The following is an 18,671-nucleotide window of genomic DNA, read 5'->3' on the forward strand; positions in this document are numbered from 1 at the left end:
CTCACCTGAGAGCGGGGACCCGCCACGAATGACGATTGAACGCATCGGCTTCCTTTCCACGGTCATATCTTGCTTGAGCAATCGATCGCTGCCACCTTGAGAGCCTCGCTGATCGTCGGATGGGCGTGAACGGTGGCGGCAAGACTTTGTACAGGAAGCCCGTTACGCATGGCAACCGCAATTTCATGGACGATCTCGACCGCGTGTGCTCCCGCTATCTGGGCTCCCACGATCTTGCCGCTCCCCTTCTCGGCAACGATAGCGACAAAACCATAGGGCTCTCCCTCGGCCAGAGCCTTTCCATTCGCTGTCAGTTTGGAGATGGCTTGTACGACATCGATGCCCGATGCCCTGGCTGACTCCCGGGTAACTCCAACAGAAGCGGCCTCCGGGAAGGTGTAAACGCAAGCTGGTATGAAATCCGGCTCGAGCCTCGATGACGGCTCGATACCCTTGAGCGTATCCACGACGTTACGCGCGGCCAAAACGCCTTCTTCCTCGGCGACGTGCGCAAGCATCATTCCGCCGATCAAATCGCCGATTGCCCACACACCCTCAACCGATGTCCGAAAGTACTCGTCGACCTTGAGGGCTCGGCCGCGCATCTCAAGGCCGAGTTGCCCGACACCGGCGGCTGCGATGTCGGGTACGCGCCCAGCCGCATTCAGCACGACATCGGTGAGCAACTCCGAGCCACCCGCGAGTGTGACGCGCACTCGCCCTTCATGGTGCTCCACGAGGCTGACGGACTCCCGCAAGCGAAATGTCACTCCCGCGCGCTCAAGCCCTTCGAGCACAACTCGGGATGCTCGTCTGTCGATCCCGGGGAGGATCTGATCCATCATCTCGACAACGATAACCTTCGAGCCGAAGGCAGCATACGCGCATGCGAACTCGAGACCCACGGCTCCAGCGCCGATAACGACGATGTCTTTGGGGATCTCGGCAAGGTTCAGTGCGTCATCGCTCGTCCACACTCGCGGAAGCGACTGATCGACGCCGGGTAACTCAAAGGGCTTCGATCCCGTCGCCAGGATCACTGCGTCGCCCTCGACACGCTCGAGCGCACCGTTGGCAGAGGCGACTTCAACGCTGTTTGCATCGATCAGCCTGCCTTCGCCGCTAACTATGCGGACTCCCGCGCGCCTTAGCTGCGCTTCGGCCTGCCCGACAAGCTCGTCGACCACCGACTCCTTGCGAGCCCTTAGCCTGTCGACATCAACCCGGGCCGGCGGACAATCCAGGCCGAGCTCCTCAGCGTTGCGCGTATCAGATGCGACCTTCGCGGAGCGCAGAAGCGTCTTCGCCGGTATGCAGCCGCGATTCAGGCAGGTCCCCCCGAGCCGGTCCTTCTCGATCAGGGTGACTTGGGCGCCTGAAGACGCAGCCTCCAGCGCCGCGGCCATGCCGCCGGGACCGCCGCCTATCACTGTGATTCTCATCTTCGCCTTCCCATCCCTCACTGTATATATTCTCCCGAGACCTAACGCCTCTCCTGGCTATCAACGCCGAGAATATCGGGCATCACCGAGTCCAGGCCCAACAACATCACATGCACGCCATCGCATATCTCTCGACACGCAGCGACCTGCTCGGTAGCAAGCGCCACAGCCTCGGTGAGCGGATCTTTTGCGCCCTTGATCCTACGTTCGATGTGCGAAGGAACCATCAGTCCCGCAAGTCTGGCATTGATAAAGTCGATAACCCTCGGGCTTTTCAGTAGTAGTATTCCCGCGATAACCCATGCTCCCTCGCTGCGAAGATCCTCTGTCGCCCTTGCGAGCTTGTCCATATCGAAGATCGCCTGAGTCTGAAAGTAGCGAGCGCCCGCCGCAGCCTTCCGGCGAGCTCGTAGGATCTGCGCCTCGTACGGCTCAGCCTCGGGAAACGCCGCCGCGCCGATGAAAAACCCGGTCCGCCCGGCAATATCGCGTCCCAACATGTCTTGGCCCGCGTTCATCTGGGAAGCGATCTGCAACAACTGGGTGGAGTCCAGGTCAAAGACGCCCTTGGCGTGCGGATGATCGCCACTACGCGGATCGTCGCCCGTCACCACAAGCAGGTTTTCCAGACCCAGTGCCCATGCGGCCAGCAAGTCCGACTGCAGGGCAAGCCTATTGCGATCTCGGCAAGTCTGCTGGAATATCGGCTCGAACCCTAAATCCATCACGAGCTTGGCGGCCACCATCGAGGACATGTGCAGAGTCGCACCCTGGTTGTCGGTGACGTTGAGCGCGTGACAGTAAGGGCCGAGAGCGGCGGCGCTGGCATAGATCGCCGACATGTCCGTGCCCAAAGGCGGCGCCAGCTCTCCGGTGACGACGAAGTGGCCGCTTTCAAGGGCCTGCCGAAGGCGGCTCACCCAAGATCACCCGTCCGCGGAGCCTTGGGTTCACGCCTCGCTCGCGAGATGATCGATCCGGGCTTTAGCTTGTGCGAGAAGTCCTTCGGCGGCAACACGGCAACAGCTTCGCGCTGTTGGCGGGAGAGCCTCTCGATTATTCGGACGTGCACGCACTCACGATCCGAGAGCACCTCGCACTTGTTTTCCCACATGCCGCCGCATGGTCCGTTCAAAATACCCTTTGGGCATGTGGTGACAGGGCAGATGCCAGCGGTCACATCGAGCACACAATCGCCGCACATCTGACAGCGCTCCTCAAAGACTCCGTGCCTTACAACATTGCCGAGAAACACCGACTCCAACCCTGGGAGCACGGCAACATCCACATAATCCGCCACAGCTTGCACTCCGGCTCCGCAGGCGAACACGACAACAGCGTCGGCTTGCTCAATCGCCTCTCTGTGCTTGCGCATGGTCAGCCTGATATCTCCGAGATGACACGCGACCTCTCCGACAATCCATCCGGTGACCTCGATACCGGCGGCCTCCAGCATCGCTTTTGCCGCCAGAACCTCCTTCTCTCCGCCGGTTTCAACCGTGGTGGCGCACTGGCCGCAACCTGTCAGAAACAGCTTGCGCGCGCCAAAAGAGTCGATCGCGTCTGTCAGGCGTTGCCACTCTCGTGGCTTCGTAATAATCATCTGGCGCCACTCTCCTTCCTTGAGGCAAGCACCCTGCGCACCTCGGAAACACACCCCGGCGCGTCAGCGGAGTATCCCGCGCCAATCGAGCGGGCCCACTCGCCGGTGACCACCGCGCCGCCCACCAGTACCGGTACGGCGGCCGCGCGCTCGGCTACAAGCGCAACCGTGCGCTCCATCGCTGAGAGCGTGGTTGTCATCAGGGCTGACAAGCACACCACATCTGCCTGGCTTTCGACAAGCGCCTCTAAAACGCTTTCCGGCTCCACGTCGACTCCCAAGTCAACGACCTGAAAGCCCTGGCTTTCCAAAAGCGATATGCAAATATCCTTGCCGATCGAATGAATGTCGCCTTTGACTGTAGCGAACACGACCTTTCCTTCCGAGGAAAACTCTCCCTCGGGAAGGTGCTCTTTGACGCGCGTCATGGCCGTCTTCATCGCATCCGCCGCCACGAGGAGCTGCGGCAAAAAGACTTCTCCTCGGCCAAACGCGTCGCCTAGGCGCTGAATCGCCGGAGCGAGCAAGGAGAAGATCACCTCGTGCGGCGCAACGCCCCCGTCTATCACAGCGTCGACCAGCGAGGGGGCCTGCTGGGCGTCTCCGCGCCTGACCGCAGCGACGAGTCTTTGCTCGGGCGAGAGCGTCTTTCCACCGTCGTGGCCAGCGGAAACGCCCTCGGACGCTGCCTCGGATCCACCTTCGCCACCTGCGGCGGCTATCACCAGGGCCTGCTCGTACGCGGCATCCCAAGCATCCCATGCCCTGCCGTGGCTTTCGATATCGACTCCCACGCCTCTTGCGATGTTCGCCAGGCGAAGCGTCTCGGTTACCACAGGATCAGAGGGATTCACGATCGCACAGTCCATGTCCGCTGCGGCGGCCACGCCTGCAAATGCGGCGTTGAGCGCCGGGCGCGATGGAAGCCCGTGGCTTACATTACTGACGCCGAGAACTGTCGAAAGCCCCATCGCCTTGACTGCGGCAAGGGCCCCCACGGTAATCCTTGGAGCATCCTTGTCGATAGCGGCGGTCATCACCAGCGTGTCCACGACGAGGTCCGCATCGGTCAGACCGGCGCGATAAGCCTCCTCTCGGACGCGTTCGACCACAGCTACGCGACCCTCCACGGTATCCGGAATGCCCGAGTCGTCCAGCGCCAGAACCACCACAGCCGCACCATATGTCTCGGCCAATGGCAGCACGGTGGCCATAGAATCGGCCCCTCCGTTTACGGAATTGACCAGCGCCCGGCCGGGATAGACCCTCAACGCAGCCTCCAGCGCCTTGGCGTTTGTAGTGTCAAGGACTAGCGGCAGATCACTGCAGGCACTGAGCGCGAGCACCGCTTCCCGCAAAGCTTTCTCCTCGTCGATGCCGGCAACGCCTACGTTGACATCAAGGAGATCGGCACCTGCGGCCGCTTGCTCTTCGGCGAACTGGCGCACCAGGGACATAGAGCCTGATTTCAGCGCTGCGGCCAGCTCCGGCTTGCCCGTCGGATTGATTCTCTCGCCGATCAGGCGCACAGGATGTCCTTCGCCGAGCACTGACACGCCTCTGGGCCCGGCCAGGGCCGTCCCTTTCAGGCCGAGACGAGCGCCTGGCATCGGCACGCTGCGCGCAAAGTCGCTGATGGCTCCGGTAAACGCCGGAGTCGAGCCGCAACATGAGCCGACGAGCGACGCGCCCGCTTCGACAAAGCGCGCCGAGTACTCCCCCATCTCATCCGGAGTGCCCGGGAAAACGGTGACGCCATCGACCACGCGCGGAATGCCGGCGTTGGGCTGCACGATCAGCGGAAGCCGGGTCGCCGCCGCCATCTGCCGAACTAGCGGAAGGGTCTGCTCGGGACCGAGCCCACAGTTGATTCCAACCGCCTCGGCGCCGGCGGCCTCAAGGATGACAGCGGCGGTAGCCGGATCGGTCCCCGAAAGCTCCATGCGCCCGGAAACGCCAAAGGTGCAGGTGACAAAGACCGGTAGATCGCAAACGCTCCGCGCCGCAAGTACCGCACAGCGAGCCTCGGCGATATCGGTCATCGTCTCGATCAATATCGCGTCCGGACCCGCCGAGAAAAGCGCGCTTATCTGTTCGGCAAAGAGCTCGAATGCGTACTCGAAGTCGGCCTCGCCGAGCGGTTGCATCACCAGCCCGGTCGGTCCCACGTCCGCCAACACATGCTGGGCGCCAGACGATTTGGCGATCTGCACGGCGGCTCGGTTCAGCTCCTCGACCTGATCCCCGAGGCCGTATTCGGCGAGCTTGACTCGCGTGCCGCCAAACGAGTTGGTGGTAACGCAATCGGCGCCCGTGATCACAAAATCGTGATGGATTCCCGCCACGATATCTTCAGCGATCACGTTGAGTTGCTCCGGACACTGTCCAGCAATGAACTCGTGCTTGTGAAGCATCGTCCCAAACGCCCCGTCGAGCACGAGTAAATCTCGGCCTAGCCGCATACGAATGTCAGGCATGAAAACCCCTCACGCTATTGATCGAGCAGTTAAATAACGAAAAGCCCAAGCGACTGCCCCTTATTGCCTAGGCACGGAAGCTCCAGACCCGCTAGCTGGTCTTGCAATTCCGATACTTAGAGAGAAGCGTTTCGCTATCGACATAATTTATACCTTCTTCGACAGCGACACGATGGTGAAACGCACATTTTTTGCAGATATGCAATTTGTTTTCATAATCCGGTGAGGGAGATCCGTCGCACAGCGTTCCCGAAATCACCCAGCAGGACCTGCCCCCGTTTTTCCCGCCATTGTGGCCGTCCAGTGACATCGCCGATGCTGAAGGACACATGCTATTGCCAGCAGCATCACCGTTAGGTCCAAACCCGCAACCTTGATACTCCCAGCAATTGAGTCTGCGCATAACCATACGGGCAAGTTCTCCTTCGTGAAGCACGGAGGCTCTGTTGCTCTTATGCAGCCCTGATGAGCACAAATTATGCCAACTTCATTCATCGTTTCTCCATAACCTTTACACATCTACTACTGATTGTTCGTGAATAATGGAGGTGCAAAATAATTTGAAGGGGTGATTCAAATAGCTACCTGGATATCAATAGCACTGCTTCTGTCAGTATTCGCTCTCTTGACCTGGATGGCCGCGCGAACCGTACCCCACCTCGTTTACCCACACACGCCGAGCCGAGCCAAGTCTCCTGCCGAAGGCGCAATCTCTATTGCGAGGAACAGGCTCCTCGCCGGTGAGATAGACCGCAGCGACTTCGAAAGGATCGCAAGGGTTCTGTCCAGCTAAACGACTGAACTTCCCAATCCTCGCCTCCCTTCCCGGGAAACAGGGCTCGCAAGAGCCCTGTTTCTTTTTGAAAGTCTTGGAGTCACATAAAATTCCTGTGGCCACATAAATTGAAGTTGCCTATTCTTGATGCCAATGGGTAAATCACTTCTGCGCTCATTGCGCTTCATGCGTGAGTATCGGCTCGCTGTTATCGGCGCGGTGATGGCCGTACTTGCAGCATCCGCTACAGAACTAGCTGCGCCACAAATCCTAAGACAGCTTGTCGACGAAGGTATCGTTCTCGGAAATACGACCTATATATGGTATGCCTCGGCCGCGCTCGTAACCTTGGCGCTGCTTGGTGGAGCGGCTGGTTTCCTGCAAGGTCACCTGTCCGCAAAGGTCAGTCACAACGCCGCGTTCAACATGCGCAACGAAGTTTTTGGCAAAGTGCAGCGCCTGTCTTTTTCCTATCACGACCGCGCCGAAACCGGCCAGCTCATAACCAGGGTCACTAGCGATGTTGATCTTGTAAGGGATTTCATCGGCGGGGGCCTGATTCAGGTAATAAGCGCGGTTTTGATATTGATTGGGTCGGCAGTTTTTTTGATCTCCATGAACCTAACGCTCGCGATCATCGCGCTCTCGGTTTTTCCAGCCACCATACTCATACTTTACTTTTTTGTCCGGAAGCTCGGGACGATGTTCAGGCGCTTCCAGCAGCAGCTTGCGCGACTAAACACAGTACTGCAGGAAAATGTGGCCGGTGTGCGCGTTGTTCGCTCTTTCGCAAATGAAGAGTTCGAGCACTCCCGTTACCAAGCGGCCAATCAGGAGCTGCTCAACAGCGGCCTTGAGATTCGGCGCTCGATTGCCAACGCCTTTCCGTTGCTGTTCAGCGTAGGGTCATTTGGTCTGGCAGTGGTCGTATGGATCGGAACCCGCCAGATCGTTGAAGGGACCCTTACCGTAGGAGAGCTGGTCGCTTTCGGCTCCTACCTCGCCTTGATGCTTCAGCCGCTCTTCGTCCTTGGCTTTGGGGCGCAGCAGATTGCTCGCGCAGGCGCAGGCGCGCAAAGGCTGTTCGAGATACTCGATGCCGAGATCGAAGTTCAGGAGAAAGCTGACGCCGTACACCTTGAAAAGCTAAACGGCGTTGTCGTATTCGACAACGTCTACCTGCGTTATCCCGGCGATGATCGCGATATCCTCAAAGGAGTCAGTTTTTCAGTGGAGGCAAACACCACAGTCGCGATTGTCGGAGCTACCGGCTCCGGCAAATCCACCCTCGTCAACCTGATCGCACGCTACTACGACGTTTCGCAGGGAGCGGTCCATGTCGACGGGCACGATGTTCGCGACCTTACTTTGAGCTCGCTTCGGCGAAATATAGCCGTGGTGATGCAGGAGCCCGTTCTTTTCAGCGGATCTATCAGGGACAACATCGCGTACGGCAGACCTGATGCCGCTTTGGATGAAGTAGAAACCGCTGCTTCACTAGCCCAAGCCCATGAGTTCATATCGGCGCTGCCAGATGGGTACGCCACCGAGATAGGTGAACGGGGCGTCAAGCTCTCAGGAGGCCAACGGCAAAGGATAGCTATAGCTCGTGCACTGCTGGTAGACCCGAAGATACTGGTTCTCGATGACTCCTCGGCAAGCGTCGACCCAATAACCGAGCGCGCGCTGCAAGAAAGCTTGGAGACACTTGTCGGAGGTCGGACCACGATTGTTATCGCTTCCAGACTGTCATCGGTGCGCCTGGCCGACAGAATAGTGCTGCTCGACGAAGGACAGATCGTCGACCAGGGCACGCACGACGAGCTCCTCGGACGATCGTGCCTTTACGCCGAGATCGCGTCGACCCAGCTTGCTGGTGGCTCTACGGTTGACGCGCCCGCCTACTGCAAGCTCCCGCCCACACCTGAGGGAGAGTCCTGATGTCTGCCCGTAGCGGATTATCATTGCGGACACTGGCCGAGGGAGCGAAGCCCGAATCCGGCATGAAGACTTTTACCCGACTCGCCAGCTATCTCCTTCCGTATAAACGCAGCCTGCTAGTCGCAACTATCTGGCTGATCGTGTCTTCCGCCTCTACTGCAGCGCTACCCGCGCTCATCGGTTTTGCAATTGACGTAGCCGTCGCCCAATCCGCGGGCGCAAGAGACATAACGGCCCTGAATACACCCATTGCGCTGCTGGTAGTCGCAACAATCGCTGGCTGGTATGCCCAGAGGGCCCAAATATTGGCTCTGGGGGCTGTAGGTCAGCAAGCACTCTTTGAGCTACGCGGTGATGTCTTCTCGGCGATTGGCAGGCTACCTGTCGCATACTTCGAATCAGCGCTCTCGGGCGACATCATGAGCAGGCTCATCAACGACGTCGAAACCGTCAACTCCTTTCTCTCGCAGGGTCTGCGGCGGCTGATCAGCTCATTTCTTGCGACCATCGCAACGGTCGCCGGTATGTTCTTTGTCGAGTGGCGCCTAGCTTTGGTCACCTTGGGCGCTGTGCCTTTGATGCTCTTAATTACGCGACTCTTTGCCCATGTATCGCGGAGCGCGTTTCGCAGGCGTCAGCAGACCATCAGCGATGTGAGCTCGGCGCTAAGCGAAGAGATTGCCGGGATAAAGGTCACGCAGGCATTTGATCGAACCGAGGAGAACCGGGAGGCGTTCGATGCCCGCAACGCGGCAAACCGTGACGCCAACGTATCTGCGGCGACGGTCGCTGCGGCTTTCACGCCAACCCTGGCCCTGCTGACAACAATCACAACAGTACTCGTGGTGGCCTATGGTGGATCGCTTGTGTCTATGGGAGTCGTGACCGTTGGTATCGTTGTCGCGTTCATCAGCTACTCTCGACAGTTCTTCAACGCGGTTACCCAGCTATCCAGTCTCTATACCGAAACCCAATCCGCGCTGGCCGGTGGCGAAAGAGTTTTTGCGCTCGTGGATGCTAAAAGCGAAGTTGCCGAGGCAAAAGATTCAATCGACCTCGGGCGTATACGGGGAGAGGTCGAATACAAAGGTGTGCACTTCCAGTACGAGTCTGGGCCTGAGGTTCTCACTGACATCAATCTCACCATAGCGGCAGGACAGACAGCCGCAATTGTCGGAGAGACAGGTGCCGGTAAATCCACATTGATGGATCTGATACCACGCTTTTACGACGTGACCAGGGGTGCCATACTCATCGACGGGATAGATGTTCGCAATATCAACATGAAGTCGCTACGCAAAAATCTCGGAATCGTTGGGCAGGAGCCCTTCCTCTTCGCCGGCACGATCCACGAGAACATTCGCTACGGTCGCCTCGATGCGAGCCATGCCGATGTTGTCTCGGCGGCCAAAGCGGCTGGCGCGCTCGAATTCATTGAGGAGCTTGAAGAAGGTTTTGACACGAAGATACAGGAGCGTGGGCGGACGCTGTCGGCCGGAGAGCGTCAGCTGATCTCCCTGGCAAGGGCCATCCTTTCAGATCCCGCAATGCTGTTGCTAGATGAGGCTACCGCATCTGTGGACACCAGAACCGAGGCGTCCATCCAGTCCGCGCTAAAGCACCTGCTGACCGATCGTACCGCCGTTATAATCGCCCATCGCCTCTCGACGGTTCGCCGTGCCGACATGATCGTGGTTCTCAGCAAGGGTCGAATCATCGAAAGCGGCACCTACGATGAGCTTGTAGCCGCAAACGGACACTTTGCAGCGCTCGCGCTGGCCCAATTCTCCGAAATATAAACACTAAACTCGAACTTGAATCTAATTCGAGGCCTCTACCTGCTCATTTACCCAAAGTCTAATGTTATAGTTCATAGTTGCAATTTATATATGATTTGTCTATTATATGTTTTATCATATACCACTTTTACGGAGAAAACTGTGTCCTTGGATCATGCGATACTCGGTCTCCTCCGAGAAAACGACATGTCTGGATACGACCTGAAAAGACAGGCGTTTGATGGCGGGGTTTCCCACATCTGGAACGCCGATCAGGCCCAAATCTATCGAACACTTGAGCGTCTGAGCGCGCGCAAATTTGTCTCGGCAAAGCGCGTTCGGCAAAGCTCTCGCCCTGATAGAAAAACCTATCGGCTGACCGACAGTGGCCGGAAGGAGCTCGAAAAGTGGTTGGCGACTCACCACTCCCATCCAGCCTCGCGCAACCCGTTTATGCTGCAGATGCGATTTGCGGAAGACCTCCCTGATCAAGCCCTGTCAGAAGTGATCCTCCTCGAAAGAGATGTGCTCCAACGGCGCCTGGACGATTTGCGCGCTATCAAGGCCGATCATGCGCGCATGTCCCCTGAACCCCTCACGCGTCGGCATGTCTTGCATCAGATGACTCTCGACGGTGCAATTGCGCAGATCAGATCGAAGATAGATTGGCTCGATGACTGCATGGAGCTTCTTGGTGGCTCCTGTTTTGATGACCCCTAGTAGAAAGGCTCTTTACAAATAGATTTCCTTCAGCCATCGTACGTGGAAGGAGGCGTCATGAAGATCATCGCGATCGACGCAAGCAGGCGATATGGAAGGATTGCCCGCTCGGTTGAAGCCGCTGCTTCGGCCGCTGAGTCGACCGGCGCTATGGTAGAGCGAGTGCGGCTGTGTGATTTAGACATTCGGACCTGCACAAACTGCCACCTTTGCTACGCCACAGGGGTCTGCAAGATCGAAGACGACCTACCGCAACTGGCCTTTCGCATATCCGAGGCGAACGCCATAATCTTTGGGATACCACTCCGCTCCATTCGCGCCAACGAAACGACTCGGGCCGTTCTTGACAGGCTCGCCGGCTATTTTTCCGATGCCGGACAGATGCACCTTCCCGGACTCGGTCAAAAGGATGTCCCCTGCAGCCCGGCGGCTCGCCGCATCAAGCGCGCCATAGTCATCACGGCATGCCGAACACCCGAGCCTTTTGCGTCCTTCTTCGGCCACTCGGTCGGCCCCATCAAGTCATTACGCGCGGCCCTGGATCAAAGCGGTATACGCACAGTAGGGTCGCTAACGCTTACAAGAGGATGGCAGAGCCAGCAAAATCCCGAGCTGGAACACGGACAGGCCTGCAGTCTGGGGCGGATCCTCGCCGGAAAGATATAGCCGAGCCACCTTGCCACCTTGGATCACTCACCGCTCAAGCAGCAACTCCATGATCTTATGCCCCGGATCGACCATCAATCCACTCTTCTCGGCGGAGGACTCATCGAACCTGTAGTCACCGTTGGGCTCGACGCCAGCCCCCCACAGCAGAAATGGAACTGGCTCTCCGACATGCGTTTTCAGCTCGATTGGGGTCGCATGATCCGGCATCGCCAGGACCCTGACGTCATCGGGGATTTCCCTGATTCTCGAGAGAATTTCGCGATCAATCGCCTCGATCGCCTCAATCTTCGCCGAGAGGTCACCTGCATGACCGGCCTCGTCCGGTGACTCCACGTGAACGACGACGAGCTGATAGTCGCTCAACGCCGAGATAGCCCCGAGCGCCTGAGCACGATAGTCGTTATCGGGTCCATCGGTGACCCCCGCAATGGTCAGGCGATCCATGCCGGTCAACTTGGCAAGGCCGCCGAGCAGGTCAACGCCTGATGTCATCGCCGCTGAAATACCAAAGCGGTCCGAAAACGATGTGAGCTTGCCTGGTTTCATGCCGGGCCAAAATGGCCATACATCCGTGATCTCAAGCTTGCCTTGCGAAGCTCGCAGCTTGTTAGCCTCGCCGCGATGAAGGATTAGCTGAGCGCGCGTCATGTAATCGAGCAGCATCTGCACTCCCGCTCCTTTGGGGAGATACTCCGCAATCGGCTTGTCGGATATGTCGTGCGGAGGCGTATACTCGCAACCGAGCAACTCCGGCCGGCCGCTCACAACAAGGATGTGCCGGTAGGAGACACCAGGATAGAGCCTGAAGCTATCATCATCGAGCTCAGCGGCCAGCTCAGACACGATAGAGTGGGACTCCGCCGTGGAGATGTGCCCGCCGGAATAACTCTTCATCACGCCATCTTCAACAGCAACGAGATTCAATCTCAGCGCGACCTCATCCGGCTGCAGATCAATGCCGAGACTCGCTGCCTCGATTGCTCCTCGGCCAATATACTCGGCCACAGGGTCATACCCCAGTATCGACATACACGCCGCCGAGGAAGAAGGCTCAGTCCCTGAAGGGACGGTACTGGCAAGACCAACGATGCCTTCGCTCGCCATGGAATCGAGGTTCGGTGTTGATGCCGCCTGAAGACAGGTTCGAAAGCCCAGCTCCGGTATCGGCCAGTCGGAAGCGCCGTCCAATATCACCACCATATACCTCATGGATTTAGTCCCATCCGTCGCGACTTTCAGGTACGATGCACACATGAAACATCATACATCTTACCTGGATACACGCGGACTGGACCACTCGCTGCCCGCCTTCTCCCGAGCCGTGCTAAACGGCATCGCTTCCGGTGGCGGACTCTACGTTCCAGAAACGATGCCACAGATGTCACTGGCCGAGATAACCGCGCTTAGCTCTCGCCCGTATTGGCAAAGGGCGGCCGTGGTTTTTTCTCTCTTCGGAATCGACATGGATGCCTCCGTCATCGAAGAGCTTGCGCAGCAGGCCTACGGAGCCCAGTGGGCGAACAGCAGGATCGCACCCGTAGTCGAGGTGCAGCCCGGCACTCACGTTTTAGAGCTTTGGCACGGCCCGACCGGCGCGTTCAAAGATATGGCGCTGCAGTGTATGCCCCTGCTCTTCTCCAAATCCATCCAACTCAGCCGAGAGCGCGGTGAGACCGCCGAGAACTACTTGATATTGGTGGCGACATCCGGTGACACCGGCAAAGCCGCACTTGAGGGCTTTGCGAACCGCGATCACACATGGATAGCTGTTTTCTACCCCGCCGAAGGGGTATCTGACATCCAGCGCAAGCAGATGGTCACTCAACATGGATCCAACGTGTGTGTTTTAGGCGTTCATGGCAACTTCGACGACTGTCAAAATACAGTCAAGGAGCTCTTTGGCGACGAGCACTTCTCAAGTCTTCTGCTCGACAACCACAACCTGAGACTCTCATCGGCAAACTCCATCAACTGGGGACGTCTGATGCCGCAGATCGCCTACTATGTGAGCGCCTACTCGGACATGGTCGCAAGCGGCGGAGTCAAGGCCGGCATGCCGATAGATGTCTGTGTGCCGACAGGAAACTTCGGAAACATCCTGGCTGCATACTACGCCAAGCTCATGGGTGTCCCCATCGACAGGCTCATCTGCGCGAGCAACGAGAACAATGTGCTCTCCGATTTTATCGAAACCGGCATCTATGACATCTCACGGCGCGGCTTCGTGAAGACGCCTTCGCCTTCGATGGATATCCTGATCTCAAGCAATCTTGAGAGGTTACTCTACCACCTGGCAGGCGCCGAGAAGGTCGCACGGTGGATGGATGAGCTCTCCTCGGCGAAGCGCTTCGAGGTCGATCACGCCACGTTTGCCGCAATTCATCAGACGTTTGTATCCGGCTGGGTCGACAATGACACCGCGCTTTCCACGATCAAGCGCGTCTTTGAAGCCCACAAATACCTCATTGACCCCCACACAGCTGTGGCATGGGAGGTCGCGGAGCGCATGCGGGGTGACAACCCCGTGCTTGTGGTTTCCACAGCGGCGTGGGCCAAATTTGGCGACGATGTCCTCAAAGCATTGCTGGAGGTGCCTTATGAGGGCTCTTTGCCCGGCCAATACCGGGGCCTGTCCGGCTTCGAAACGCTTGCTGCCGTAACGTCAATAGCAAAAGGAAGCGCAGAAGTGCCCACCTTCCTGAAAGATCTGGAAAGCGCCGAGGAGAGGTTCCCTGAAACGGTCCCGGCTGAACGCGCCTCAGTCGAGCGCGCTTTAACGAGCTGGCTGAAAGAACAGTGAGCCTGCAAGAAGGTCCTGTCCCGCAGGCTAGAGCGTAGCCATCTGAACGTTGGAGAATCGCCTGCGGTAAGACGCCATATAGTCGACCTTGCGCTCAATAGCCTCAATCACCGCGTTCGAAAAATTCACCTTCTCGAACTTTTGAGCGCTCCCCAATCCGCCCGGGGAAAAGACGTTGACCTCCATGAGCTTGTCACCAACGATGTCCAGCCCCACCAGGAACATTCCGTCAGCCACCAATTTTGGTCGTACGATCTCGGCGATCCGCAGATGCGCGTCGGTTATCTCGGCTGGCGCGATCGTGCCTCCTGCATGAACATTCGAGCGTATGTCATCCCCTGATCTGACACGCCTGAATGCTCCGTACTTGCCCTTGTGGCGCAGTGGCTGCCCGTTCATCATGAAGAGTCGAATGTCCCCCTCCTCGGCGTCGGGCAGATACTCTTGCACTATAACGTAGCCATCCCTGGTGAGCGCATCGATCATCTGGTTGAGGTTGCGCGTGGTGGCATGGTCAACCAGAAAGACCCCCTTGCCGCCTGAGCCTTGAAGGGGCTTTATAATCGCGCGACCATTCTCCTGCTTGATATACTCCTTGATCTCATCGCGATCACGGGTTATCAGCGTGCGTGGGCGAACTTCCTCCGGAAACTGCTGGAAATACATTTTATTCATGGCCTTGCCGAGCCCGTTTGGATCGTTGAGGACTATGACGCCGTGGCGCATTGCCAGACGGCCAAAATCAATACCTGCGTTCTGCTTCCATGGATCCTCGGTATCCTGAGATGGATCGTTCCTCAGCATAAGAACGTCGAGGTCATCAACGGTGATCCTTCGGGTTCGGGCCTTGCTGGAGCGAAGCCCAGCCAAATAGGGCTCACCGGACTTGTACTTGTCTTTCGGAGCATGGCGAGCGCGGGCCCGAATCTTCTCGTCCGGATCGTACGCGAAATCACCTGGAGTCATGACCCATGCCTCGTAGCCCTTGTTTATGGCAGCCATAGCCAGTCTGGTAGTGGTGTAGCCCGCTTGTTCCGTCTCTATGTCGTTGACGAGAAAGCCTATCTTCATTTGGCTGACCGAGCCCTTTCTTTGATCCCGGAGTTCACGGGCTCCATCAAAGCAAGTGTATTTTCTATCGCCCGAGATGCTTGTATTAGAACTTCTTTCCTTCTTTCCAGCTGATGCATATCCACTTTACCCGTCCACTCATCCATAAAAGACTTCTTAAACTCAATCGCCAAAGCGCACGCCCTGCCGGGATACCTTTCGTTTACCCAGGTCGGAAAGTGGCCGCCTTTGAATTTGACGTTTTCCCTGACGTCGAAGCCTGCGTCAGCGAATGTCCGATTAAAAGCGCTTACCACCGAAGCCCATCTCGCACTGTCTACTGAGCGGGTGCCTACATTTACATCCGGGTTTTCAGTCGGATTCGCGGGGGGAGCAAGGATGCCGCCGCGCCGATGATTATAGGAGTGCAGATCAAGCACGACAATACGTCCATGCTTTTCGATTGCGGCGTCTAAAACATTTTCCGCAACTCTATAAAACTCATCGTAAACTTTCATTGACTCTTCGATCATCGATTCGGTCAGTGGCTGACCCCAGATCATCAAACCCCAAGCATCTTCGGGGCCTGAGTAAACAGCGTTTTTGCGATGCCTATTCAGGTCCACCTCGAACCTTGAACGAGACGCCACAATGGTAGTGACGCCCATATCTCCGAGGTAATCGGTGTGGGGGTCTTCTTCACGTCTGCGTTGTTCGGGTTCGAGTATGCAATTCTCTTGCAGCTCATCCCTCAAGTATGAGCCTGCATGCAGGGCGACCGCGATTACGGGCGTGCCCAAGTCCGTGACTTTAGCGATGCCGTTTTCCATAGGTGGCAGCGTGACGACTAACCGAAGCGGCCGGTGATGTAAGCTTCCGTACGACTGTCGGAAGGATTCGTGAACATCACTCGGGTCTCGCCCATCTCGATCAACGATGCGGGTTGCTCCATGCTCTCTCGCAACATAAACGCAGTCTGATCGGAGACCCGGGCGGCTTGCTGCATATTGTGCGTGACGATGACTATGGTTACGGATTCTTTTAGCTGAGCGATAGTGTCTTCGATCTGCTGGGTAGAGATCGGATCCAGTGATGAGGCTGGCTCATCCATAAGAAGCACCTCGGGTTCGGTCGCCAGAGCTCTGGCGATACACAGCCTTTGCTGCTGTCCCCCGGAAAGCTCAAAGGCGTGCTTTCGCAGCAGATCCTTTACTTCCCTCCAAAGCGCGGCACGTTTTAGTGACTCTTCGACGATTTGATCGAGATCCGATTTGCCACGAACTCCGTGTGTCTTTGGACCATAAGCAACGTTGTCGTATATGGTCATGGGAAACGGATTTGGTTTTTGAAATATCTGGCCGACTCGCTTACGTAGCTCGACAGGATCAACCGCGCGACTGTCATAGATGTCGACGCCGTCAAGCAAGATATTCCCGCCAACCGTGACATTGCCGATCTCATCATTCATGCGGTTCAGGCAGCGAATCAAGGTGGACTTGCCGCAGCCTGAAGGACCAATCAAGGCAGTGACCGATTCTGCGGGTATTTGCATGGTGACACCGGCAACAGCCATGTCGTTCCCATAGCTAACCGATACATCGGTCAGCTTAAAAGAACCGAGATTGTTGCTTACCATCTGATCTTTCTCCTCTGATTGGAACGCCAAATCGAAACAACCACATTTAGTATGCTCACACCCGCAACCAAGACAAACGCTGTGCCCCAAACCATGTGTGGAGCATCTTTTGTTGCCTGGGTAGCCATGATAAACAGGTGGTAAGGCAAGGCCATCGTCTGCGACATCGGAGAAGCCGCCAGTGGCGCAAAAAATGCAACTGCGGTGAGCAGTATTGGTGCCGTCTCGCCTGCCGCCCGTGAGAGCCCCAGGATAGAGCCGGTCACGATTCCGGGAGCGGCGGCGGGCAGAACTATGCGCCCAATCGTCCTAAGCTTGGTAGCACCCAAGGCGAGTGACGCTTGGCGCAAATCGGTAGGGATCTGCCTCAGAGCCTCTTCCGTAGCAGTGATGATCACGGGGAGCGTCAAGCATGCAAGAGTGGCGGCCCCCGCCAGGATCGATCGTCCCCAGCCAAACACACTGACGAACATTGCAAAACCAAAGAGCCCGTAGACGATCGAAGGAACGCCTGCCATGTTTGCTATAGCAAGCCGAATAATTCTGGTAGTTCTGTTTCTCGGCGCGTATTCGGAAAGGTATATACCCGCCATCACGCCAATAGGTATCGCGAGAAGCGCGGCGCCCAAAGTGAGATAGAAAGTACCAACAATCGCCGGAAATATACCACCTTCGGTCATGAAAGCCCTTGGTGGTTGGGACAAGAACTCCCAGTTTACGAAGCCGAAACCTCTTACCGAAATGTATCCTACAAAAAGTAGGGCGATCCCGAGCGAAACGCTCGCGCAAATCCCCAATGCAACCTTTGCAATTGCCTCATACGCCCTTGCGCGCCTGATCCGTGCCCTGACCTTCATCTTCGCCACCTCCGACGCTGACGCTCAAGTACAACATCGGCGGCCAAATTGATTAAAAAGGTCACGGTGAAAAGGAAGAAGCCCATGACAAAGAGCGCCGAGAAGTGAAGTCCACCCCTGACGGTCTCTCCCATTTCATTGGCGATGGTCCCTGGAAGCGTTCTCACTGCCATCAGAGGATCCGGGGGGATAATTCCAGCATTTCCGGCAAGCATTAGCACGACCATGGTCTCACCTATCGCCCTACCTAATCCCAGCATCACCGCTGCGAAAATACCCGATGAAGCGGCAGGGATGACTACTTTGAATGTTGTCTGCCAGCGAGTGTTCCCCAATGCGGCCGAGCCCTGGCGAAGCTCGTTTGGCACCGCATGAAGCGCATCCTCGGAGATAGAGATGATCGTCGGAAGGCACATAAATCCAACCATCAGTCCGGCCGTCATCGCGGTGAGCCCGGTCTGAGTTCCAAACGCCTCTTTTACCCAAGGAGCCAGAATCGCGAGTCCTATGAGTCCTAAGACCACAGAGGGGATCGCGGCCATGAACTCAATGATCGATTTGGCGATATCCTTTATGCGTTTGCCGGCAAACTCTGAAATGAACACCGCAGATAGTATTCCAAGCGGAACAGCCACTGTCAGTGCAACCAGAGTCGCCCAGGCTGAGCCAACGATCGCAGGAAGAAAGCCGAACTGCTGATTTTTCGAGGTCGGAAACCAACTCTCTCCAAACAGCATGTTTATCAGGCCGACCTCTTGCATTGCCCGCATTCCGTTTAGAAACAGGAATATGGCGATGCTGGCGAGCACCAATATGGCCGTCCACCCGGAGATACCTATCAATATTTTGATGAAAATCTCGACCGCCTGGGAAGTACCCAGGCGGTCGAGGCGTCGCTTAGCGCGAGCTGTAGAATCGGGCAT

The 18,671-nt window shown here is 57.1% G+C and carries 15 protein-coding genes; 5 read left to right on the forward strand and 10 right to left on the reverse strand.

What is annotated here, in order from left to right:
• Window positions 1-62 precede the first annotated feature (62 nt).
• The 4 genes from lpdA to KGZ89_01850 are packed head-to-tail and all read right to left on the reverse strand — an operon-like array spanning window position 63 to window position 5,522.
• Window positions 63-1,463 carry a dihydrolipoyl dehydrogenase gene (lpdA, locus tag KGZ89_01835; GenBank protein ID MBS3973596.1) on the reverse strand — a complete coding sequence of 467 codons (1,401 nt, stop codon included), beginning with the start codon at window positions 1,461-1,463 and terminating at the stop codon, window positions 63-65.
• Window positions 1,464-1,483: 20 nt separating this feature from the next.
• Window positions 1,484-2,362, reverse strand: coding sequence for a methylenetetrahydrofolate reductase (locus KGZ89_01840; GenBank protein MBS3973597.1), 879 nt, complete (start codon window positions 2,360-2,362; stop codon window positions 1,484-1,486).
• Window positions 2,359-3,045, reverse strand: a complete 687-nt coding sequence (locus tag KGZ89_01845; GenBank protein ID MBS3973598.1) for a methylenetetrahydrofolate reductase C-terminal domain-containing protein — start codon at window positions 3,043-3,045, stop codon at window positions 2,359-2,361. The genes KGZ89_01840 and KGZ89_01845 overlap by 4 nt, the downstream gene beginning before the upstream one ends.
• Window positions 3,042-5,522, reverse strand: coding sequence for a homocysteine S-methyltransferase family protein (locus tag KGZ89_01850; protein MBS3973599.1), 2,481 nt, complete (start codon window positions 5,520-5,522; stop codon window positions 3,042-3,044). Before KGZ89_01850 ends, KGZ89_01845 begins: the two co-directional genes overlap by 4 nt.
• Window positions 5,523-6,450: 928 nt before the next feature.
• Between KGZ89_01850 and KGZ89_01855 the strand changes: the two genes are divergently transcribed.
• The 4 genes from KGZ89_01855 to KGZ89_01870 all read left to right on the forward strand — a co-directional run bounded on the left by KGZ89_01855 (window position 6,451) and on the right by KGZ89_01870 (window position 11,402).
• Entirely contained in the window at window positions 6,451-8,238 is a 1,788-nt protein-coding gene (locus tag KGZ89_01855) for an ABC transporter ATP-binding protein (GenBank protein ID MBS3973600.1), read from the forward strand.
• Entirely contained in the window at window positions 8,238-10,037 is a 1,800-nt protein-coding gene (locus KGZ89_01860; GenBank protein ID MBS3973601.1) for an ABC transporter ATP-binding protein, read from the forward strand. Before KGZ89_01855 ends, KGZ89_01860 begins: the two co-directional genes overlap by 1 nt.
• Before the next feature lie 141 nt (window positions 10,038-10,178).
• Complete coding sequence (locus KGZ89_01865) at window positions 10,179-10,736, forward strand: PadR family transcriptional regulator (GenBank protein MBS3973602.1); 558 nt, start codon at window positions 10,179-10,181, stop codon at window positions 10,734-10,736.
• 57 nt (window positions 10,737-10,793) lie between these two features.
• Entirely contained in the window at window positions 10,794-11,402 is a 609-nt protein-coding gene (locus KGZ89_01870) for a flavodoxin family protein (GenBank protein ID MBS3973603.1), read from the forward strand.
• 27 nt (window positions 11,403-11,429) lie between these two features.
• On the opposite strand, the gene KGZ89_01875 is transcribed toward KGZ89_01870, so the two are convergent.
• Window positions 11,430-12,614 carry a cofactor-independent phosphoglycerate mutase gene (locus KGZ89_01875; GenBank protein MBS3973604.1) on the reverse strand — a complete coding sequence of 395 codons (1,185 nt, stop codon included), beginning with the start codon at window positions 12,612-12,614 and terminating at the stop codon, window positions 11,430-11,432.
• Between the two features lie 43 nt (window positions 12,615-12,657).
• On the opposite strand from KGZ89_01875, the gene KGZ89_01880 reads away from it, so the two are divergent.
• Window positions 12,658-14,205, forward strand: coding sequence for a threonine synthase (locus KGZ89_01880; protein MBS3973605.1), 1,548 nt, complete (start codon window positions 12,658-12,660; stop codon window positions 14,203-14,205).
• Window positions 14,206-14,232: 27 nt separating this feature from the next.
• On the opposite strand, the gene KGZ89_01885 is transcribed toward KGZ89_01880, so the two are convergent.
• Genes KGZ89_01885 through pstC form a run of 5 tightly spaced genes read right to left on the reverse strand, consistent with a single transcriptional unit; the run spans window position 14,233 to window position 18,671 of the window.
• The gene (locus tag KGZ89_01885; GenBank protein ID MBS3973606.1) at window positions 14,233-15,276 is read right to left on the reverse strand and encodes a glutathione synthase; all 1,044 of its coding nucleotides are present in this window, start codon (window positions 15,274-15,276) and stop codon (window positions 14,233-14,235) included.
• Window positions 15,273-16,085, reverse strand: coding sequence for an N-formylglutamate amidohydrolase (locus KGZ89_01890; GenBank protein MBS3973607.1), 813 nt, complete (start codon window positions 16,083-16,085; stop codon window positions 15,273-15,275). The genes KGZ89_01885 and KGZ89_01890 overlap by 4 nt, the downstream gene beginning before the upstream one ends.
• A 17-nt stretch (window positions 16,086-16,102) precedes the next feature.
• Window positions 16,103-16,891 (reverse strand): phosphate ABC transporter ATP-binding protein, encoded by a 789-nt coding sequence (gene pstB / locus KGZ89_01895; GenBank protein MBS3973608.1) that lies wholly within the window; start codon window positions 16,889-16,891, stop codon window positions 16,103-16,105.
• Window positions 16,885-17,748 carry a phosphate ABC transporter permease PstA gene (pstA, locus tag KGZ89_01900; protein MBS3973609.1) on the reverse strand — a complete coding sequence of 288 codons (864 nt, stop codon included), beginning with the start codon at window positions 17,746-17,748 and terminating at the stop codon, window positions 16,885-16,887. Before pstA ends, pstB begins: the two co-directional genes overlap by 7 nt.
• Window positions 17,745-18,671 (reverse strand): phosphate ABC transporter permease subunit PstC, encoded by a 927-nt coding sequence (gene pstC / locus KGZ89_01905; GenBank protein MBS3973610.1) that lies wholly within the window; start codon window positions 18,669-18,671, stop codon window positions 17,745-17,747. The genes pstA and pstC overlap by 4 nt, the downstream gene beginning before the upstream one ends.

The organism is Actinomycetota bacterium (assembly GCA_018334075.1).
Lineage (GTDB): Bacteria > Actinomycetota > Coriobacteriia > Anaerosomatales > UBA912 > JAGXSC01.